The sequence below is a fragment of the Rhizobium sp. C4 genome (assembly GCF_021026315.1).
GTDB lineage: Bacteria > Pseudomonadota > Alphaproteobacteria > Rhizobiales > Rhizobiaceae > Ensifer_A.
Genome location: NZ_JAJNCX010000008.1, coordinates 83,966 through 105,161, shown reverse-complemented (window position 1 = coordinate 105,161; position 21,196 = coordinate 83,966). Strand labels below are relative to the sequence as shown.

The window sequence follows — 21,196 nt, the reverse complement described above, 5'->3', positions numbered from 1 at the left end:
TCACACCTTCTCGCCCTTATCGAGCCGCGCCAGAAACGCTTCCGCGCTGGCGCGGTAAACCGCCTTCTGCCCCTCGTCCATCCGTCGCCATGTGGCATAGGGCTGGGCGAGGCGGCGGTTGCGGGAGAGTTTGTCAGTGTGGCGGTCGAGGAAATGCCAGTAGAGCGCATTGAGCGGACAGGCCTTGTCGCCCGTCTTCTGCTTCACGTCATAGCGGCAGCCGGCGCAATAATCCGACATGCGCGAGACATAGGCGCCGCTGGCCGCATAGGGCTTGGAGGCGAGGAAGCCACCATCGGCATATTGGCTCATGCCGATGACATTGGGCAGTTCGACCCATTCGAACGCATCCGCATAGACTTCCAGATACCAGACATGCAGCGCATGGGGATCAAGCCCCGCCAGCAGCGCGAAATTGCCGGTGATCATCAGCCGCTGGATATGATGCGCATAGGCGTGATCGATGGTCTCGCCGATGACGGTCGAAAGGCAGCGCATCTCGGTCTTTGACGTCCAGAAGAAGTCGGGCAGGGGGCGTTTCGCCTCGAAGAAATTCTTGTGTTCGTAGCCCGGACCCGCCAGCCAGTAGATGCCGCGCACATATTCGCGCCAGCCGATGATCTGCCGGATAAACCCTTCCACCGCTTCGATCGGACCATTGCCTTCCATATAGGCGCGCTCGGCGGCGCGGCAGAGGGCGAGCGGGTCGAGAAGGCCGATATTGATGTAGAAGGAGAGGAGCGCGTGGTTCAGGAACGGATCGCTGGCCAGCATCGCATCCTGTGTTTCGCCGAAGGCGGGCAGGAAGTCGGCGATGAACCTGTCCGCGATCGCCTCGGCGTCCTTGCGGGTCACGGCGAAGGAGAAGTCCTTCGTTGAGCCCATATGATCAGGGTAGCGCAGTTCGACAAGGGCCGCGACCGTCTTCGTGATCGCGTCCGGCGGAATGCCCTTGCGCTCCTTCCTGAACAGCGTGGCGCTGGCGGGCTTGCGGTTCTCGGCGTCGAAGTTCCAGCGCCCGCCGGCGGGCTTGTCGGCCTCCATCAGAAGACCGGTCTTGCGCCGCATGTCGCGGTAGAAATATTCCATCGTCAGTTCGCGCCGACCTTCCGCCCATTGCTCGAACTCGGCATGCGTTGCCAGAAAGCGATCGTCCTCGCGGATCTCGACGGGTATGCCGGTCTCCCGCTCCCAGCCTTGCATTGCCTCGACCACGCGGCGCTCGGCAGCCTCGGTGGCGATGATGCGTTCCGGTTTCAAGCTCTCAACGCCGCGGACGAGTTCCTTCGTGAACGAGCCGCTATTGCCTGCATCATCCAGCCGGACATAGCGGATGGTGAAGCCCAGCCCCTCCAACTCTTCGGCGAAATGCCGCATGGCCGAGAGAATGAGCAGCAACTTCTTCTTGTGATGCCGGACATAGGTCGTCTCTTCCGCGACCTCGACCATGAGCACCACGTCGTGCGCAGGATCGGCATCCTTCAGGCTGGACAGGGCCGGCGACAGCTGGTCGCCGAGGATGAAGATGAGGTTGCGGGTCTGCTGCATGGGCTCCGGCTTTGGCTGGGGTCATGCAGCAGATACGAGGGCAGGGCTTGGACAGATTGCTGCGCGTCTGATCAGCGCGCCAGCCAGCCGCCATCGACATTGAGGATCGCGCCGGTCATGTAATTGGCGGCGGGCGATGCGAGGAAGACGGCGGTGCCGGCAATGTCCGAGGCCTCGCCCCAGCGGCCGGCGGGGATGCGCTCGAGGATCTGGCGCGAGCGATCGGGATCGGCGCGTAGCGCCGTCGTGTTGTCGGTGGCGATATAGCCGGGCGCAATCGAATTGACCGTCACGCCATGCGGGGCAAGCTCGTTTGCGAGCGCCTTCGTCAGGCCGGCGACGGCATGCTTGGAGGCGGTGTAGCCCGGAACGCGGATGCCGCCCTGGAAGGAGAGCAGCGAGGCGATGTTGATGATGCGGCCGTGCTTGCGTTCCTGCATCCGTCGCGAGGCGGCCTGCGAGAGATACCAGACCGAATCAAGATTGGTGGAGAGAACCGCGCGCCAGTCTTCCTCGCTATGCACGGCAAGATCGGCGCGGCGGATGATGCCGGCATTGTTGACCAGAATGTCGATGCCGCCGAATTCGGCTTCGAGCTTGTCCACCAGTGCTTCGGCGCCGGCGGCATCGAGCGTGCCGAGATCGGCGTGAACGTCCTTTGCCTTGCGGCCTTGGGCGGCAATGGCAGCGGCGGTTTCATCGCCGGGACGCGAATGGGTGGTGAAGGCGACATCGGCGCCGGAGGCGGCGAGCGCCACGGCAATTGCCTGTCCGATGCCGGCGGCTCCGCCCGTGACCAGCGCCCGCTTGCCTGCAAGCGAAAAAGCCTTTGCCCAATCGAATGTCGCCGTCATCGTATCCTCCCGCATGTGGTCGTCTTTCGAGCGAAGTCATGAAGGCTCCGTGCCGCGCGTGCAAGTCTGAAAATAATTTGCGTTCGGTTGGGGTTTTAGGCTCGTCGGGCAGGGCATTTTGCGGTTGCGGGACGCCCCCTCATCTGCCTGCCGGCATCTTCTCCCCGGTGGGGAGAAGAGGTTTTGCCGCAGCCTCCCGGATATCCTCGCCCCATCGGGGAGAGGTCCGCCGAGCGATAGCGGAGGCGGGGTGAGGGGGCGGCACGGCAGAACGGAAGACGGTTCGCGCCGTAAGATGTCAGCCCATCGCCAAATGCACCGTTACCTGATCCGCTGCTCATCCGCCCCGAAGAACAGGACGCTGGCCGCATCGAATTCCGCGCGGATTGTCTCGCCATCCTTCATCGGGCGGATGCCGCCGAATTTCACGATGAGGAGGGTTTCGCCGCTGCGGGCATGGACCAGCGTTTCGGAGCCCAGATGCTCGACCATTTCGACATCGAGCAGCAGGCTCGAATCGCCGCCATCCTTGAAGATTTCCGGGCGGAGCCCGGCGACAAGCCGCGTCCCATCGGCGAGCTGTGTCGCCAGATGACCGGCCGGCAGCAGAATGCCGGAATCGTCCAGGCGGATGAGAGACTGGCCGTTCTGCGTAACAGCCGTCGCGGGCAGGAAATTCATCTTCGGCGAACCGATGAAGCCGGCGACAAACCGGTTGTCCGGGTCGGAGTAGAGCTGGAGCGGCGAGCCGACCTGCTCGATCCGGCCATCGCGCAGCACGACGATCTTGTCGGCGAGCGTCATCGCCTCGACCTGGTCGTGCGTGACGTACACAATGGTCGAGCCGAGCTTCTTGTGCAGCTTGGCGATCTCGACGCGCATGTGGACACGCAGTTCGGCGTCGAGGTTCGACAGCGGCTCGTCGAAGAGGAAGACCTTGGGGTGGCGCACGATGGCGCGGCCGATGGCGACGCGCTGGCGCTGGCCGCCGGAGAGCGCCTTCGGCTTGCGGTCGAGCAGCTTTTCAAGCTCGAGGATGCGGGCGGCATCCATGACCTGTTTCTCGATCTCGGCCTTGGGAACGCCGGCGAAGCGCAGCGCAAAGCCCATGTTCTGCCGCACCGTCAGATGCGGATAGAGCGCGTAGGACTGGAAGACCATGGCGATGCCGCGCTTCGACGGATCGGTCTCGTTCATCCGCTGCCCACTGATTTCGAGGTCGCCGGAGGAAATATCCTCCAGCCCCGCGATCATGCGCAGCAACGTGGATTTGCCGCAGCCGGACGGGCCGACGAAGACGGTGAACTCGCCCTTTTCGATCTCCAGATCGACGCCCTTGATGACCTCCAGCGCGCCGAAGGTCTTGCGGACGGATTTCAGTGACAGCTCGCTCATCGCCATGATGTCCCCTTAAACGGCAGTCAGTGACAGGGTCTGCGCCGCAAAGCGCGGCGAGGTGACCTTGACCGTAACGGCACCGGTTGTTCCGGTCGATTCAATCCAGAAGCCTGTCGCGCCGCCCGTCAGAATGATCGTCTCCGGGCCGAGGAGCTTGGCAGCGCCCGTCACCTCGACTGTCACCGGTTCGTCGAGGAAGGGCAGGATATTGCCGGCCTGATCGAGCGCGCGGACGATGAAGCGGACCTGATCCTTGGTGGCGGCAGGCAGCGTCTTGTCGTCGGCGACGACCTGAAGCGTTGCCGGAACCGGGTCTGCGACCATGTTGAGGCGGGCAACTTCCTTGCCGCCGATGAAGCCGATCAGCTCGCCCGGCTGCCATTCCATGCCCCAGAGGCCGAGTTCGTCCTTGGAGAAATGGCGATGGTCGATGACGACGGGCGGATGCGGCAGATGCGGGAAGCGCTCGCGATCCGGGCCGATGCGCTTGCGGATGCCGGAACCATAGGCGATCTCGACCTCGTCGCAGTTCGTCAGCACGATCAGCGGCAGGATGCCGCCGATATTGCGCTCGCCGCGCGCCCAGAAGGAGGCGGGCTGCATGACGACTTCATCCGACGGCTCGCACTGGCTCTTGTAAGCGTAAGCGGCGAATTTCGGTTCGCGGAAAATGTCCATCACGCCGTGATGGCAGATGCGGTCGCCGGAGCCGAAATCCTTGTGCGTGTTGTAGTCGAACATGCACCAGCCGATGGCGCCCGAAATCGACGGGTCGCCATACATGGCGTTCAGTACCTGAAGATGGCGGGTGACGTGTTCGGCCTGGCGCTGTTCCTGGTCATGCCGCTTCGTCGGATACATATGGCCGCCGAATTCGGTAATGATGTAGGGCACCTTCTGCTTGAGGCCGGTGCATTCCTGCTGGTCGCGCAGCGGAATGCGGCCGCGATTGGCGCCGGGCATTTCTTCCGAGCCCAGAACGAAGTCGTTCATGGTGAAGACGTCTTCGAGGAATTCGCTGTCGGTGATGTAGCGCACGCCGCCGGTCTGGCGGGTCGGGTCGAGCGCACGCGCCGTCTTGTTGGTCTCGACATAGAAGTCGTGATTGTCCTGCGACTCGTTGATGCGCACGCCCCACATGATGATGGAGGGGTGGTTCCAGTCGCGGCGGATCATGCGCTCGACATTCTTGACGCTCTCGGCCTGCCAGCCCTTGTCGCCGATGTGCTGCCAGCCGGGGATTTCTTCGAACACGAGAAGGCCGATGCGGTCGCAATGATCGAGGAACCAGGGCGACTGCGGATAATGCGAGGTCCGCACCAGATTGCACTTGAGATCATATTTCAGAATCTCGGCGTCGCGCTCCTGTGCGCGCTTGCCCATGGCATAGCCGGTATAGGGCCAGGACTGGTGGCGGTTGAGGCCACGGATCTTGAGCGGCTTGCCGTTGAGGAAGAAGCCTTCCGGCGTGAACTGCGCGGTGCGGAAGCCGAAATTGGCGGAGAGATTGTCGGTGCCGCTTGCGGTCGTAAGCACGGCTTCGATCGTGTAGAGAACCGGGTTTTCCGGCTCCCAGATCGAAAGGCCTGCCATGTCGGTGAAGGAGACGATTTCGGAGGCGCCGGAAACGGTCTTCTCCGTCGACGTGATCACCGTGCCGTCGGCGGATTTCACGGCGAGCGTGAGTGTGCCTTCCAGCGCGAGGCCGGACGCGGCGCGCAGGTCGACGCGGACGGTGACGGACTTCTTTTCGGCCAGCGCCACCGGCGTTTCGATCTTGATGTTTTCGATCGAGATCGGGCTTGCGACCTTCAGCCAGGCGTCGCGATAGATGCCGGCATAGGTGAGGTAGTCGATGCGGCCGCCGAAGGGCGGGATTGCAGGGTTTTCCGATCCGTCGATCTTCACCGTGATCAGGTTGTCGCCCTGCTTGAGGAGGCCCGAGAGGGGCGCCTCGAAGGGGGTATAGCCGTCCTTGTGGGCGACGACTTCTGTGCCGTTCACATAGACGACGGCATCGGCCATCGCGCCGTCGAAGACGATCGAGACCTGCTTGCCTTCAAACTCGGGCGCCCAGGCGAGAACCTTCTGGTAGGTGAAGGGCTTCTGATAGCTCGTCTCGTCGAAGTAGTTCAGCGGCAGATCAAGCGCGTTGTGCGGCAGGCGCACGGTCTCGCCCTTGAGCGGGGCGCCGACGGAGGCCTTGTCGAAGCCGTGCGCGAAGAGCCAGTTGTCGTTGAAAAGGGAGGTATTGCGCATGGGAAGTCCTATTTGACCGAGCCGATCATGCCTTGCACGAACTGGCGCTGCATGACGAAGAAGACAATGAGGGTGGGGAGGGTGGCGAGGATGGCGCTGACCATCACGGCGCCGAAATCCGGGTAATAGGCCGAGGCGAGCGACGAGACGACGAGGGTAATCGTCTTCATCTCGTTGCTCTGCAGAACGATGAGTGGCCAGAGATAGTTGTTCCAGGAGGCCATGAACACGATGATGAAGGCCGCCGCATAGGTCGAGCGCATCACCGGCACATAGATCAGCAGGAAGATCTGCCATTCCTTCAGGCCGTCGACGCGCGCTGCGTCACGCAGCTCCGACGGGAAGGCCTTGGTGGACTGGCGGAAATAGAAGATGACGAAGGCAGAACCGATGGTCGGCAGGATGACCGCCCAATGGGTGTCGATGAGGCCGAGCTTGCCCATCATGATGAAGAGCGGGATCATCAGCGCCGCAAACGGCACCATGAGCGTGAGCAGGATCGCGCTATAGACCCGCTCGCGATATTTCGAGCGGAAGACCTCGAAGCCGTAGCCGGCGAGCGAGGCAACGATCAGCGTCAGCGCCGTCGCGATCAGCGCGATCTTGATCGAGTTCCAGAAAACCAGCGGCACATCGACGGTGGTGGCGAAGGCGCGGATATTGTCCATCAGCGCGGAGCCGATGCCGACCTTGCCCTTGACGATGTCGATCGACGTGTTGGTCGCCCCCATCACCATCCAGATGAAGGGGAAGACCGAGAGAAATGCCATGATGCCGAGAAAGGCATAGGTGAAGAAGGCGGCGAGCGCGCGGGTGAACCGGTCCATCAGTCCTTCTCCCTCAGTGCATAGAACTGGATGATGGCGAGAAGCGCGACGGCCAGCACGATCACGTAGGAGACAGTGGCCGCATAGCCGAAGCTTGGCACGAATTTGAAGGTGAGATTGTAGATATAGACCGAGAGCGTCAGCGCGGAATTCGACGGCCCGGCCGCGCTCCCAGCGTCGCTCGTCATGATGTTTCGCACCTCGTCGAAGAGCTGCAGCGTGCCGATCGTGGAGGTGACGGTGGTGAACAGGATCACGGGCTTGAGCATCGGCACGGTCAGGTAGAAGAACCGGCCCCAGGACGGCACGCCATCGATGCGCGAGGCCTCGTAGATCGACTTGTCGATGTTCTGCAATGCGGCCAGGAAGAAGATCATGTTGTAGCCGGTCCAGCGCCAGGTGATGGCGATGATGATCAGCACGCGCGCCCAGAAGGGATCGGTCATCCACGGGATCGGCTGGTCGGTGATGTGAAGGCCGACGAGCGTCGAGTTGATCAGGCCATCCTGCACGAACATGCTCTTGAAGAGCACGGCGTAGCCGACGAGCGACGACACACAGGGCAGGAAGATGGCGGTGCGGATAAGCCCACGGAATTTCAGGTTCGGATTGTCGAGCAGCGACGCAAGGAAGAGCGCCAGCGTCAGCATGACAGGCACCTGCACGATGAAGAAGATCATCGTGTTGTAGAGCGCCAGCACGAACATCGGATCATCGAAGAGCCGCTTGATATTCGCGAGCCCCCCAAACTGCGTCATCATTCCCTTTCCGGTCTGGAACGACATCCAGAGCGAGTAAAGGATCGGATAGACCATGAAGACGCCGATCAGCAGCGCGGCGGGTGCGACGAAGAACCAGCCGTTGATGTTGAAATAGCGGTTCAGGCTGCGGTTTGCGCTTGCCATCGTGATTATCCGGTTTTCTTGTCCAGGGTATTGCCCGCCCGCGCGAGCGGGCAGGACTTGCGCCGTGGGAGGCGCGGCTCGATCGTTTTGTCTCTACGCAATTCCGGACGCGAAACCGGTTTCCACTTTTGCTGGAATTGCTCTGACCCTTGGCAGGGTTCTGTCATCCATGCAGAGGTGCGGTGGCGAGCCGATCTTTCGAACGGCCCGCCGCCACGGGGGAGGATCTTACTGCATCGACGACTTGGCCTGTGCCTCGATCGCCTTCAGGGCTGCGTCCACATCGCCACCCTTGCCGAGGGCCGGCAGCTGGGCTGCGACGGCGGAGTCGACTTCGTTGGTGAAGACGCCGTAGTTGACCGACGGTACCTTGGAGAGCCAGTCGGCAAACTTCTGCCAGATCTTTTCGCCGCCGAAGAACTTGTCGGCGGTTTCATAGGCTGCACCCTTGCGGGCTTCCATCAGCGAGCCGACGGCGCCCTGATCGACGAGGATCTTCTGGTAGAAGTCGACATTCTTGGCATAGACCGAGTTCAGGAAGTCGATCGCTTCTGCCTTTTCCGGCGAAGACGCAATCACGTACCAGCTGGAGCCGCCGAGGTTGGAGGCATCCGTGGCGCCCTTGACGTCAAGCTTCGGAATGGGGGCGACGCCCCACTTGTTTTCCTGGTCCTTGGTGGCCTTGATCGTGCCGGTGATCCAGACGCCGGTGATGACGGTTGCGACATCGCCCGAGGTGAAGGTGCTGACCCAGTTCGACCAGCCGGAAGCCGGCTTGGTGATGCCGGACGACAGCAGCTTGCCTTCGGTCTTCAGCGCGGCCTTCAGCGCCTCGTTGCCGGTGATGTTCAGCTCACCCTTGTCGTTGAAGTACCAGCCGCCAGCCGACTGCATCATGATGCGGATAAGGCCGGCGTCGTTCGGGTCGAGACCCATCATCTTCTTGCCGGTCTTTTCGGAGACCTTCTTGCCGATCTCGATATACTTGTCCCAGGTCAGGTTCTGCATGTCTTCCGGCTTGAAGCCGGCCTGCTCCAGGTAGTCCTTGCGGTAGTAGAGACCGGTCACGCCGGAATCGAAGGGCATGGAATAGGTCTTGCCGTCGACGGTGGCGAGCTTGACCTTGTAGGGCGCGAACTTGGAGTAATCGACAACGTCGTTCATCGACGCAAACGCGCCCGGGAACGACTGGATGTATTTCTGCGCGCCGTAGTCTTCGATGAGAACGATATCCGGCAGGCTGGTCGTCACGCCCGAGGCGAGCGTCGTCTGCAGCTTGGCTTCCACGTCGGCCTTGGCGAAGTCGACGACGTTGATCTTGATGTCCGGATGCGTCTTCGAATAGATTTCGCCAGCTGCCTTCATGATGGCAACGTTGAAATTCGGGTCCCAGCACCAGATGGTGATTTCCTTGGCCTGGGCAGCTGCCATCGCCAGCACGCTCGACGTGCTGAAGACGAGCGCAGCGAGCGACGTCTTGAAAGTCTTGTTCATCAGATCTCCTCCCGAGAATGCAAAAGTCGCGCGGTATCTCCATCCGCTGACCGGGAGTAAAGCCTAAATCATTTTGCCGTGCAAGAAAATTTTTAGTAAATATTTATTGCGCTGCAGCGAGGCTGGGGACGGATGTCGCAGGCGCTGCGGGTGACAGGCAACTCTGCCGCCAAATCATGGTGGTAGGGATGATCACGCGCTTGGCATAGTCGCGCCCCGCGAGCCTTTCCACCAGCAGATCGACCGCCGTCTCGCCGATGCTTTCGCTGCGGATGCGAACGGTGGAGAGCGGCGGATTGAGGAATTGCGAGACCGGAATGTCGTTGAACGAGGCGACCGAGATATCCTGCGGGATGGAGAGGCCTGCCTCCTGGAAGGCGCGATAGGCGCCAATTGCCATATTGTCGTTGGCGGTGACAACGATGTCCGGCCGTTCGCCGCGCTCAAGCAATTGTTTCGCCAGCATATATCCGGTTTCAAGGCGGAGGTTCTGCCCCGTGTCGCAGATATTGCCGAGCACCAGCCGGTCGGGGTTGAACAGCCCCTTTTCCTTGTGCCATTCGATATAGGCGCGACAGCGCGTTTCGCCATGCGGCTCGGAGCGGCCGTCGATATTCTCGTAGCTGCCGATGAAGGCAATGCGCTGGTAGCCAAGGCTGGAGAGATTGTCGAGGAGCTTCCGCGTCGTCTCGTTGAGGTCGCTATAGACGCTGTCGAGATCGTCCCGCTTCGGGTTGAAATCGGCAAAGACGAGATTGCGGCAATTGTCCTGCAGCCAGTCGATTTCGCGCGGCGAATGCTTGCCGATGACGATGACGCCCGAGGCGCCGTGCAGGATCACGGGGTCCGGAAGCTGGTCGCTGTGGTAAACTTTTACGATCTCGGTCTTCATGTCGCGGCAGCGGTTCTCGATGCCGAGGCGAACGCCGATGTAATAGGGGTCGGCGAGCTCTTCCGAGGACTGCAGGAAATGCACGAGAACCAGCCGCGAGAGCGCGACGGCCGACGCGCCGAGCGGCAGGGGCGCGGCCGCCCGGTTTCGGTTGCGCGGTGTTTCGTAGTTCAGCGCTTCCGCCGTTTCGATCACGGCCTGGCGTTTGCCGGGCGAAATCGACAGCGTCGGGTCATAATTCAGGACGCGCGAAACCGTGGCGGCGGAAACGCCGGCAGCCTTTGCGATCTCCTTGATGGTGACCATGCTTCTTGCCTCGATCGTCACGGCGTCGTGAGTTTAGTAAAATTTTACTGCGCCATTTATCCTTGATAGCGCAAATTCAGCCGATTGTCTGCCCCTTGTCACGGTTTGGTCACGGAGTTTTAGCGCGTGTAGAGCTTGCCCGCGCTTCAGGCCGGCTGGGCGCCGCCGGTGCGCCGGGACAGCGCCGTTTCAAGTAGCGCAAAGCCCTCGTGGATGAAGAGGGCAAGCATTGCGACGATGAGCCCGCCCTGCAGCACGAAGGCTGTGTTGTTGGAGGTCAGACCGGCAATGATCACCTCGCCAAGTGTGCGGGCCGCAACCGTTGAGCCGATGGTTGCCGTGCCGAGCGAGATGACGGCGGTGAGACGGATGCCGGCGAGAATGATCGGAAGCGCCAGCGGCAGCTCGACACCGACGAGCCTTTGCCCACCGGTCATCCCGACGCCGCGTGCGGCTTCCTGGACAGACGCGGGAATGGAGGTAAGCCCCGTCAGCGCATTTTCGAAGACAGGCAGGAGGCCGTAGAGAAACAATGCAATCAGCGTGGGGATCGGCCCGAAGCCGAAGACGGGCACGGCCAGCGCCAGCACCGCGACCGGCGGAAAGGTCTGGCCGATATTGGCGATCGAGCGTGAGAGCGGCAGGAATTCGCGGCCCGAGGGGCGCGTGACGAGGATGGCAAACCCGACCGAGACGATGGTGGCCGCAAGTGTCGCCGCTGCCACCATGGCAAGATGGCTGAGCGTCAGCGCCACAAGGCTCGACTGTGTGTAGATGGCCGGCGCGCCATTGGCCGCGAAGGGTGCGAAGACAGGTTCGAACGCCTGCGGGTTGGCGAGGAAAGTGAGAAGTAGAACGAGAAGCGCCAGCCGCAGAAGGAAAGACACGCTCATTGTGGCCGTCCCGCCCTGGCGATCAGGCTGTCGCGGGTAACCCGCCCGACGATCGCGCCATCGCGCCGGACCGGCAGCGCCGCGCGACCCGACCACAGGGCCTCGGCCAGGGCGTCCTTCAGCGAGGCTGCCGCGTCGATCGGCTCTCCCGATGCGTCTCCCGGCTCCAGCAGGTCCGCGACGGGTGCCAGAGAGAGAAGCCGAAAGGCCCGGTCGTCGCTGCCGACAAGCTCTGCGACGAAATCGGTTGCCGGATGCGCAATGATCTCGGCCGGCGTGGCAAACTGCAAAAGCTTGCCCTTGTCCATGACCGCGATCCGGTCACCCAGCCGAATGGCCTCCTCCATGCCATGGGTCACCAGCACGATCGTGGTTGAAAACCGGCGCTGGATGTCGATGAGATCATCCTGCGCCTTGCCGCGGATGATCGGGTCGAGCGCGCCGAAGGGCTCGTCCATCAGGAGAACGGCAGGCTCGGCGGCGAGCGCACGGGCAACGCCGATGCGCTGCTGCTGACCGCCGGAAAGCTCATGCGGCATGCGCGCGCGAAACTGGTCCGGCTCCAGATGAAAGAGGGCGAGCAATTCATCGACGCGGGCGTCGATCCGTTTCCTCTCCCAGCCCAGCAGTTTCGGCACGGTCGCGATGTTTTCGGCGACCGTCCGGTGCGGGAAGAGGCCATAGCCCTGGATGGCATAGCCGATGGCGCGGCGCAGTTCGTGGCCGGGAAGGTCGCGGTTGTCGCGCCCGTCGATCAGGATCGCGCCGGCGGTCGGCTCGACAAGGCGGTTGATCATCCGGAGCAGGGTCGTCTTGCCCGAGCCGGAGGTACCGACGACGGTGACGATCTCGCCGCTTTCGATGGTCAGCGAGACATCGTCCACGGCGCGGACATCGTCATAGGCTTTGGTGATCCCCTGGATTTCAATCATGCCTCGGGGCTCCGTGCGGGTGTGGGATTGGCAATCTCGACCAGTGCGTCGAGGACAATGGCTGCGGCAAAGGCGAGCGCGACGGTGGGCAGCGCGCCGAGCAGCACGAGGTCGGTCGCCGTTTGGCTGATGCCCTGAAAGACGAAGGTGCCGAACCCGCCGCCGCCGATGAGACCGGCGAGCACGGCAAGGCCCAGATTCTGCACCAGCACGATGCGGATGCCGGTGAGCACCACGGGGAAGGCGAGCGGCATGTCGACTTCGAAAAAGCGTTGCCGCGCCGTCATGCCCATGCCGCGCGCCGCGTCGCGGGCCTGCGGTGGCACGCTTTCGAGCCCGGCCACAGTGTTGGAAACCATGGGCAGCAGCGAATAGGCAAAGAGCGCGACGAAGGCCGGCGCGACGCCGATGCCGGCAATGCCGATGGCCGAAGCGCCCGGCACATGCGCACCGACCCAGGCGAGCGGCGCGATCAGCAGGCCGAAAAGCGCCATGGAGGGGATGGTCTGCAGGATATTGAGACTGTTCAGCAGTGCCGCCCTCAACGGGCGGACGCGGAAGCAGAGGATGCCGAGCGGAATGCCGACAAGCGCGGCAGCCGCGAGAGAGCCGACCGCCAGCAGCAGATGCACGCGCGCCTCGCGCCAGAACACATCGGCGCGGTTTGCATATTCGCGCAGGATCGAGAGCGAATCCCATGCGCCGGAATACAGAAGCAGCCCCACAGCACCGGCGATGAGCGCCAGCAGCCCGAGTCGGCTGAGCGGCGTCAACCTGAGCCGGGCGGATGCATCGGCGAGAACGATGGAGAAGGCGAAGGCCATCATCCAGAATGCACCGCCGGGTGCGACGCGGGCATAGCTGTTGGCGGTTGGCGTCAGATAGACGCCCGCCCGCCCGATCGCCATCGCAAGAACCGCAAGCGTCAATACGGAAACACCAAGCCGAAGGGCAGGTCCGGTGCGGAACAGCAGGACTGCGCAGGCCGCGATGACAACTGCCAGAACCAGCCCGGCCTCCAGCGGCGGCAGCGCCGAAAGGAGAGCCACCGGTTTTGCAGCCACGATCCGATTGGGCCGCACGAGGCTGAAGGGCTGAAACACGAGGCCAGCCGCCGCGATCACGACAAGCACTGCCCCGAGCCTGTCCAGCCCGGAGCGTCGTTTGCGTCCCGCATCCGTGTACGTGCCTGTTCTCATCCCCACCGCCAAACCGGTGCCGGCCGTCTGCGCCCGGCCCATCCGGCCTGGCATGTTACTTGACGAAACCGTGAGACGACAGGAAATCCGCCGCAACGGCATTGGCCGGCTCGCCGCCGACCTGAACGCGACCGTTGAGGGTCTGCAGCGTCTGCAGATCGAGCGCCTCGAAGATCGGCTTCAGCAGGTCGGCAATCTTCGGATACTGTTTCAGCTTCTCTTCGCGGATGATCGGCGTGGGCAGGTAGACCGGCTGCACGCCCTTGTCGTCTTCCATCACCTTGAGGCCGGAAGGCGCAATCCCGCCGTCGGTGCCATAGACCATGGCCGCGTTGGCGCCTGAGGTCTGCTGGGCAGCGGCGGAAATCGTGGCGGCCGTGTCGCCGCCGGAGAGCGTGATCAGCTGGTCAGGCTTGAGCTTGAAGCCATAGGCCTTTTCGAACGCGGGGAGCGCCGAGGGCGAGGTCACGAATTCGGAAGAGGCCGCGAGCTTCACCTGGCCGCCCTTGGCGACATAGGCGCCGAAATCGGAGAGCGTGGCGAGCTTGTTGGCGTCCGCCACATCGCCGCGCAGCGCAATCGCCCAGGTGTTGTTGGCCTTGGCCGGCGTCAGCCAGACGATCTTGTTCGCCGCATAGTCGAGTTCCTTGGCCTGCGCATAGCCTTCATCCGCCTTGTTCCAGACCGGCAGGTCGGCCTTGTTGAAGAAGAAGGCGGCATTGCCCGTATATTCGGGATAGATGTCGATCTGGCCTTGGGTGATCGCCTGACGGACGATGGGCGTCGCGCCGAGCTGGATCTTGCTCTCGACGGGAATGTTGTTGGCCTTCAGCACCTGCAGGATGATGTTGCCGAGGACCCCGCCTTCCGTGTCGATCTTCGAGGAGACGACCACGCTGTCGGCGGCTGTGGCCTGGGCGGCGGTGAATGCGGCCAGTGCCAGCGCTCCGGCAAATTTCAGAAGCCTGTTCATGTTTCTTCCCTTCCTCTCACGGCTGCCGGCGTCCGAGGGCCGATGCAGCGTCTGTCCCGATCGTTTTCAGTCTTGTGGCTTACGTTGATGAAAATGGATGGCGGCCGCCAAGGTTCCAGGGCAGCTGCCGTCTGCGTCAGATTCTTCGTAAACCGCCTTGCTGCCAAAGATTGTCAGGAGTGGATACGTTGGCGGGAGCCGATCCGTTCAGTGGGGACCGATGTTTTTTCGGACAGGATCGTTAAGGAGGAAGGTAGGCGCAAGAAAGGGGGCGATGAGACGCCCCCTTGGGTGACCCGATGTTGAAGGGTGGTCTAGGTCACCCCGATGCGTTTCAGGAATTTCTTCCGCCCCGCTTCGCCCATCTTTTCGAGCGTCGGATATAGCCCGCCGAGCAACCAGGGGAACGCCCCGGCGATCCGGCCGGTGATGCTTTCCGAATAGGGGACGTAAACCTCAAGCTTCGGCTTGCTCAGCGCCTTTTCATAGGCCTTGGCGACATCGTCGGCCGTCACGGGCACGCCGACGAAGTTGAGGGCGGAGCCCCCATGCATCGCCTCGTGGCGCAGCATCGGCGTATCGACGCCGGCGGGATAGATGCCGGTGACGTGGACTCCATGAGGCTTGAGTTCATCCTTCAGCCCCCAGAGCAGGCCGCGTACGCCGAACTTGGAGGCCGAATAGGTGGCCGAGCCTTTGAGCGAGACAATGCCGCCCATGGAGACGGTCGCCATGATGTGACCCTTGCGGGCGAGCGTCATGCGCCGCGCCAGCGCCTGGATCAGGATCGAGGTGCTGATCAGGTTCACCTGAAGCTGGTCGAGCATCCCTTGTTGGGTGATATCGCCGAGATCGCCGATCACCAGCATGCCCGCATTGATGACCGCCACGTCGATGAAATCGCCGTCGCGGATCACCTCGTCGCAGAAGCGGTTGAGTGCTGAGGGATCGCGCTGGTCCAGAACCTTCAGGATCGCGCCCGGATAGTTCCGGGCGCTGGCTTCCAGCCGGGCGAGGTCGATATCGACCAGCATGAGCCTGAAACCGAGCGCATGGAAGCGCCTGGCAACTGCCGAGCCGATGCCGCCGGCGGCCCCTGTGATGAGGGCGAGCTTACCGTCGAACCGGGTCATGCCGCGTTCTCCTTGCGTGCTTCGGTCGCGGTGGGCTGGACGCGCGTCGCGGTCTGACGGCGCAGCGCCTCATAGCTCGCGTCATCGAGATCCGGCCAGCCCAGCTTGCGGCGCAGCTCTGCCAGCAGCCGGATGAAGGTCGGCGTGTAGACGTAATTGGCGTGGCGGGGGCTATCGAGATAGACCTTGCCGCCGCGCAGGTCCGGCCGGTCATGGGCGCGCAGATCGTCCAGATAGGCGCGACCGACGCCGGTCTCCGTCGCATTCACGTCCGCGAGGATCAGCTGCGCCATCTCGTCGAAGCGGCGATAGGCGGCATCGGCAAACTCGGTGAAGCCGAGAATGTAGAGACCGCGCTGCTTGCGATGCAGGATGTTGAGATAGAGCTGCGGCCGCCCGCCCTTCCATTCGAAGAGATCGTCGGCGAAGAAGGGCAGCTTGTATTCGTAGCCGGTGCAGAACATCACGAGGTCGATCTCCTCGCGCGACCCGTCGGCGAAGATCACGTCCTTGCCGTCGAAACCCTTGACGTCGCCCTTGGCGATCAGATCGCCGTGGCCGAGATAGTGCAGGATCTGCGTGTTCATGATCGGATGGCTGGACAGTGCATCGTGGTCGGGCTTGGGCAGGCCGAGGCGGGTGAGGTCGCCATTCATCGTGTCGAGCATCTTGTTGATGTCGGTGATGATGGGTGCGCCCTTCGGCGGCAGGGCCTTTCCGGTTGTCAGCACATCGGTCGGAATGCCGAAAATGTGCTTCGGCACGAAGCGATAGCCGCGCCGCACGCTGAAGAAGGCCTTCGCCCCATGCTTGGCGGCGTCGCAGGCGATGTCGACGCCGGAATTGCCGGCGCCCACGATCAGCACGCGCTTGCCGGCAAATTCGTCCGTCGAGCGATAGCTGACCGAATGGCGGATTTCGCCGGCGAATGTCTCCGCGCCCGGAAGCTTCGGCATGCTGGCATGCCAGGTGACGCCGGGGCAGGCGATGACACCGTCATAATAGCGCACCTCGCCATTGCCGAGTTCGACCCGCCAGCGATCGCCCTCGGGTTCGGCCTTCTTCACTTCCGTCTGGAAGGTGATGTGCTCGCGCAGGCCATAGGCGTCCGTGAAGGCGCGGATATAGTCGAGGATCTGGGATGCGGACGGATAATCCGGATAGTTCGCCGGCATCGGGAAGCCGTAGAAATAGGAGGTCCATTTCGACGAGATGAAATGTGCGCTGTCATAGATCGGCGTACCTTCGTTTTCCGGGTCCCAGAGGCCGCCGACATCACCGTGGCGCTCGAAGCAGTCGAAGGGAACGCCCTCCTTCAGAAAGGCGCGCGCCATGATGAGACCCGACGGACCCGCGCCGATGATGCAGTAGCGGCGCTTGTAGCTGGCGACCGAGGGTGCAGCCCGTTCGCCGTTGAAGCGATAGGACGTGCTGGCGATCTGCGCATAGGCGTTCGGCCGGTTGCGCTTCATCCAGTTCGCATAGAGGAGGGCAGCGGCGACCAGTGGGACGAAGAGCCAGGGCAGGTGGTTGACGATCCAGAGATCGCTGCCGGTCAGCTGGCCATAGCTCATGAAGATGGCAATCAGGAAGGCCGTCATGACGGCGGCACTTGCAAGCGGCAGGATGCGCGTGGCCCAGAGGCCGCCGCGGCCAAGGCGGGCGAAGAAGCCGTAGACGGCGAGCGCCGAGGCGATCTGCATGGCGATGATGCCGATCGTGCCGAGCCCGATCATGCCGGACGCAATGCCCACATAGGGCGAGGCACCGGCAAGGCCGAGACCGATGACCAGCAGGAATTCCAGCACCGACATGGCGACGCTGCCGACATGCGGCGCATGGTGATCCGGATGGATCGAGGCGAGCGCGCCGGGCAGCAGCTTGTCATTGGCGAGCGCGAAGAGGTAGCGGCTCGCCGCATTGTGGATCGCCAGATAGCTGGCGAGGAACGAGGCGACGAGGAAGAGGCCCATGACGGCGACAAGCCCTTCGCCGCCATAGGTCTGGGCGAGCGCGAAGACGAAATTGCCGCTTTCCCTGGCCGCAAGCGCCTGCGCATCGGCGGCACCGGCAGCGCCGATGATCACCCAGACGGAGAGCATGTAGAAGACCATGATGACGCCGAGCGCGATGAAGGTCGCGCGCGGGATCGAGCGGCGGGGCTGGTGCGTTTCCTCGCCGTAGAGTGCTGCCGCCTCGAAGCCGATGAAGGAGACGACAACGAAGGGGATCACCGCGCCGATGCCGGGATTGGTGAGATTGCCGAGCGACCAGACCTCGAGCGGGAAGGCGGCAAGACCTTTCTGCGCAATCACGCAGATGTCGAAGACGAAGAGGATGGCGAATTCGGCCAGCATGAAGAACATCAGCACGCGGGCTGACAAATCCAGCGACCGATAGCCTAGGATCGCGACCAGCGCCATGCCGCCGGCGGCAATGGCCATCCAGGAAATGTCGATGCCAAGCTCATGGAAGAGCAGCGAGGTGAAATAGCCGAAGGCGGCGGCCATGCCGACCGAATAGACGGCATAGGCAAATCCCGCGCAATAGGCGGCGACGACGCCGGCCGGGCGGCCTAGACCCTGCCCGACCTGGGTGTAGAAGGCACCCTGGCTGACGATCTCGCGGCTGAGCGCGGTATAGCCGGCGGCAAAGGCAAGAAGGGTGAGGCCGACCAGCAGATAGGCGATCGGCATGGAGAGGCCCGCCGATTGCGCAAGCCCCAGCGGCGTGTTGCCGACCATGGCGGCCAGCGGTGCTGCCGCCGCGATTACCAGGACGATGACGCGTCCGGTGGAAATCTTCTTCTTCTCCTTGCCTCCCGTGGATGGAAATTTCGCTGCTATCGTCTCTGTCATCCCCATTTGCTCCCGCTCTCTTGACGTTTTATGTTGGGATAATTGATAATTCGAGCATTGATCGATTTTTGATGGCTGTCAATAGTCGAGCATTGATCGAGTTATGAGCATTTGGTGCGACTGGAGGAAGATCTTTTGAATCAAGTGGATGAGCCATCGACCGCAGAAGCCGAGGCGACCGAGGAAGCGCCGAAAGGCCGTTCTTCGCGACGGAGCGTTGGCCAGCAGGCGCGCAGCCGCGAGCGGGTCGACCAACTGCTGGACGCCGCCGAAGCGCTGGTGACGGCGCAAGGGTTCGATGGCCTGAAGATGCGGGAACTGGCCCGCTCGGCAGGCCTGCCGATCGCCTCGATCTACCACTATTTCCCCTCGAATGTGGCCGTGCTCAGGGCGCTCGCCGAGAAGCATCTGGCGGAATTGCAGGCCGTGATCGCCTCCTCGATGGAGCGCCACATGGAGGCGGACATCAAGGCTGACGATGCCCCGGAGGCGGTGGGCCGGGTGGTGATGGATGTCGCGATCTATCTTTCCTCACGCACGGCGACCGCCACGATCTGGGATGCGCTGCGCGCCGTGCCGGAACTGCGGGCGCTCGACATGGAAGACACGGCAGCAAACGCGCGCTTCATTGCGCCCTACATGGCGCGCATTGCCGGCACCATGACGCCGGACGAGATGCAGGACTTCTGCCTCATCCTCATCGAGGCGCTGCAGAGCAATCTCATGGTGATCATGCATGCACCGCCCGAGCGGCAGCCGGCTTTGATGCAGTCGCTCGCCCGCTTTGCCACCGTGACAGTGCGCGGCCTGCAGCTGTCGAACAGGTGAAAGCCCGCTGCGCCATCCCGTCTTTGTTGCAATGCAGCATTTGCATGGCTGCAATGCAATATAAGTGCTGGCGATCGCCGCGCGGTTTGGTATCTTGAACTCATCGAAGCGCGGCACCTCCTCCCGCCCGCTTCGAAGCTCAGGCCTTCTCTCCTCCCGAAGGGCCTGAAATAGAGCAGCGGCACTCCTCCTCCCCGTCGCTGTTCTGAATTTCGAAAAGCCTGCCGCACCTCCTCCCGCGGCAGGCTTTTTCGATTCTGGCTTCCGGAAAATCCCTGAAAGACAGTCTCCGCAAGGCCAACGCATCACGCCCGTGAATCGGTGCAACCCCTTGGATTCATAAGTCTCATTGGACGCGGGAGTCGCGATCGGCGACTCTTGCGCGCATGACGATGAATTCCGACGATATCTATCTGGAACGGCGCGATGCGGACAAAAACATGGCGCGCTTCTACATGCTCTCCATCGAGCCGACATTGTTCGGCGATGTGCGGCTGCGGCGGCATTGGGGGCGGATCGGGACGCGGGGGCAGGTCAAGCTGCACGATTTTGCCAGGCGCGAAGAGGCGCAGGCCTTGTTCACCCATCTGCTGAAGGCCAAGCGCCGGCGCGGCTATGGCGAAGCGTGAGGGCGGAATTGGTGGCCTGCGCGGGTTTTGTCCGCGCAGGCCTTCAAATCAGAATATCAGGCGAGCGACACGCGCTTGCCGGTCTTGGCGCTTTCAAGTGCTGCGTCGGCGAGCTGGAGGGCCTTGAGGCCATCCGTGCCGGTCGGGCTGATGGCGGCGCCGTCAACGATGGCCGCGATGAAGGCGGCGATTTCGTTGGCATAGGCTTCCGTGTAGCGCGTCATGAAGAAATCATGCAGCGGCGGGCGGGTATAGCCATCGCCATTGGCGATCTCGATGGACACGGCGCGCTGGTTTTCGGCCGACACGACGCCCTTGGAGCCATGCACTTCAATGCGCTGGTCATAGCCATAGGTTGCGCGACGCGAGTTGGAAATGACGGCCTGCTTGCCGGACTTGGTTTCCAGGATCACGGTCACGCTGTCGAAATCGCCGGCCTTGCCGATTTCCGGATCGACCAGAACGGCGGCATGGGCGGATACGGAAGCCACCTCTTCACCGAGCAGGAAGCGGGCCATGTCGAAGTCGTGGATCGTCATGTCGCGGAAAATTCCACCCGAACGCTTGATATAGTCTACCGGCGGAGCGCCGGGATCGCGCGAGGTGATCGTCACCATTTCGACGGCGCCGATCTTTCCGTCAGCAATGGCCTTGCGCACGGCCATGAAATGCGGATCGAAGCGGCGGTTGAAGCCGACCATCAGCTTGCCCTTGGTTTCCTCGACCACCTTGATGCAGGCCTTGACGCGGGCCACATCCAGATCGACCGGCTTTTCGCAGAAGATCGCCTTGCCGGCGCGGGCAAAGCGCTCGATCAGGTCGGCATGGGTGTCGGTCGGCGTGCAGATGATGACGGCATCGATATCGGCCGACTTTTCAATCTCTTCGATCGTGCGCACGTCGCAGCCGTAGGTCTTGGCAATGGCGTTTGCGGCGTCCGCAAAAGGGTCGGCAACGGCGACCAGCTTGGCATCCGCATTGCCGGCGACAGCCTTGGCATGTACCTTGCCGATGCGGCCTGCGCCCAAAAGTCCGAATTTCACTGTCATGAGTGTGCTCCCGAAATAGTCACTTTGTTTGCCGCGATTCCATCGAAAGCCACAACAGGCCTTTGTGGAACTGCCGATCCGACTGGAACGAAGATTTCATTTCAAGGGTCATAAAGGAATGTCTCGCCTCAAACAACGGGTCTCTCATCAATTTTGGAAGAGGCAGTTGCTGAATTCCATTTTTGGCATAAATATTCCATCATTGGATGGGGACGCGGA

The 21,196-nt window shown here is 62.5% G+C and carries 17 protein-coding genes; 2 read left to right on the top strand and 15 right to left on the bottom strand.

Going from position 1 to position 21,196, the window contains the following annotated elements; all coding sequences use genetic code 11:
* From LQK84_RS15190 to LQK84_RS15125, 14 genes are all read right to left on the bottom strand, one after another.
* Entirely contained in the window at nucleotides 1–1,548 is a 1,548-nt protein-coding gene (locus LQK84_RS15190; RefSeq protein ID WP_230829574.1) for a cryptochrome/photolyase family protein, read from the bottom strand.
* 71 nt (nucleotides 1,549–1,619) lie between these two features.
* Nucleotides 1,620–2,402, bottom strand: coding sequence for a 2-dehydro-3-deoxy-D-gluconate 5-dehydrogenase KduD (gene kduD, locus LQK84_RS15185; RefSeq protein ID WP_230829573.1), 783 nt, complete (start codon nucleotides 2,400–2,402; stop codon nucleotides 1,620–1,622).
* 321 nt (nucleotides 2,403–2,723) lie between these two features.
* Entirely contained in the window at nucleotides 2,724–3,797 is a 1,074-nt protein-coding gene (locus LQK84_RS15180; protein WP_230829572.1) for an ABC transporter ATP-binding protein, read from the bottom strand.
* Nucleotides 3,798–3,812: 15 nt separating this feature from the next.
* Nucleotides 3,813–6,059 (bottom strand): glycoside hydrolase family 2 protein, encoded by a 2,247-nt coding sequence (locus LQK84_RS15175; RefSeq protein ID WP_230829571.1) that lies wholly within the window; start codon nucleotides 6,057–6,059, stop codon nucleotides 3,813–3,815.
* An 8-nt stretch (nucleotides 6,060–6,067) separates the two neighbouring features.
* A complete protein-coding gene (locus LQK84_RS15170) occupies nucleotides 6,068–6,886 on the bottom strand; it encodes a carbohydrate ABC transporter permease (RefSeq protein WP_230829570.1) in 819 nt (272 codons plus the stop codon).
* The gene (locus tag LQK84_RS15165) at nucleotides 6,886–7,791 is read right to left on the bottom strand and encodes a carbohydrate ABC transporter permease (RefSeq protein WP_230829569.1); all 906 of its coding nucleotides are present in this window, start codon (nucleotides 7,789–7,791) and stop codon (nucleotides 6,886–6,888) included. The genes LQK84_RS15170 and LQK84_RS15165 overlap by 1 nt, the downstream gene beginning before the upstream one ends.
* Nucleotides 7,792–8,019: 228 nt before the next feature.
* Entirely contained in the window at nucleotides 8,020–9,285 is a 1,266-nt protein-coding gene (locus tag LQK84_RS15160; RefSeq protein WP_230829568.1) for an ABC transporter substrate-binding protein, read from the bottom strand.
* A 103-nt stretch (nucleotides 9,286–9,388) separates the two neighbouring features.
* Nucleotides 9,389–10,483, bottom strand: a complete 1,095-nt coding sequence (locus LQK84_RS15155) for a LacI family DNA-binding transcriptional regulator (protein WP_230829567.1) — start codon at nucleotides 10,481–10,483, stop codon at nucleotides 9,389–9,391.
* Nucleotides 10,484–10,629: 146 nt separating this feature from the next.
* Nucleotides 10,630–11,376 carry an ABC transporter permease gene (locus LQK84_RS15150; protein WP_230829566.1) on the bottom strand — a complete coding sequence of 249 codons (747 nt, stop codon included), beginning with the start codon at nucleotides 11,374–11,376 and terminating at the stop codon, nucleotides 10,630–10,632.
* A complete protein-coding gene (locus LQK84_RS15145) occupies nucleotides 11,373–12,308 on the bottom strand; it encodes an ABC transporter ATP-binding protein (protein ID WP_230829565.1) in 936 nt (311 codons plus the stop codon). The genes LQK84_RS15150 and LQK84_RS15145 overlap by 4 nt, the downstream gene beginning before the upstream one ends.
* Nucleotides 12,305–13,507: an ABC transporter permease gene (locus tag LQK84_RS15140; RefSeq protein WP_230829564.1), complete on the bottom strand. Its 1,203-nt coding sequence runs from the start codon at nucleotides 13,505–13,507 to the stop codon at nucleotides 12,305–12,307. The genes LQK84_RS15145 and LQK84_RS15140 overlap by 4 nt, the downstream gene beginning before the upstream one ends.
* Nucleotides 13,508–13,562: 55 nt before the next feature.
* On the bottom strand, nucleotides 13,563–14,480 hold the full coding sequence (gene osmF / locus LQK84_RS15135) for a glycine betaine ABC transporter substrate-binding protein OsmF (RefSeq protein ID WP_230829563.1): 918 nt from the start codon (nucleotides 14,478–14,480) through the stop codon (nucleotides 13,563–13,565).
* A gap of 314 nt (nucleotides 14,481–14,794) precedes the next feature.
* The gene (locus LQK84_RS15130; RefSeq protein WP_230829562.1) at nucleotides 14,795–15,613 is read right to left on the bottom strand and encodes an SDR family NAD(P)-dependent oxidoreductase; all 819 of its coding nucleotides are present in this window, start codon (nucleotides 15,611–15,613) and stop codon (nucleotides 14,795–14,797) included.
* The gene (locus tag LQK84_RS15125; RefSeq protein ID WP_230829561.1) at nucleotides 15,610–18,471 is read right to left on the bottom strand and encodes an amino acid permease; all 2,862 of its coding nucleotides are present in this window, start codon (nucleotides 18,469–18,471) and stop codon (nucleotides 15,610–15,612) included. Before LQK84_RS15125 ends, LQK84_RS15130 begins: the two co-directional genes overlap by 4 nt.
* A gap of 144 nt (nucleotides 18,472–18,615) precedes the next feature.
* Between LQK84_RS15125 and LQK84_RS15120 the strand changes: the two genes are divergently transcribed.
* Both LQK84_RS15120 and LQK84_RS15115 read left to right on the top strand, forming a co-directional pair.
* On the top strand, nucleotides 18,616–19,299 hold the full coding sequence (locus tag LQK84_RS15120) for a TetR/AcrR family transcriptional regulator (protein WP_230829676.1): 684 nt from the start codon (nucleotides 18,616–18,618) through the stop codon (nucleotides 19,297–19,299).
* Nucleotides 19,300–19,685: 386 nt separating this feature from the next.
* A complete protein-coding gene (locus LQK84_RS15115; RefSeq protein WP_230829560.1) occupies nucleotides 19,686–19,928 on the top strand; it encodes a WGR domain-containing protein in 243 nt (80 codons plus the stop codon).
* Nucleotides 19,929–19,984: 56 nt separating this feature from the next.
* Here the strand turns inward: LQK84_RS15115 and iolG are convergent, their stop codons facing one another.
* Nucleotides 19,985–20,977, bottom strand: coding sequence for an inositol 2-dehydrogenase (gene iolG / locus LQK84_RS15110; protein WP_230829559.1), 993 nt, complete (start codon nucleotides 20,975–20,977; stop codon nucleotides 19,985–19,987).
* Nucleotides 20,978–21,196: the final 219 nt, after the last annotated feature.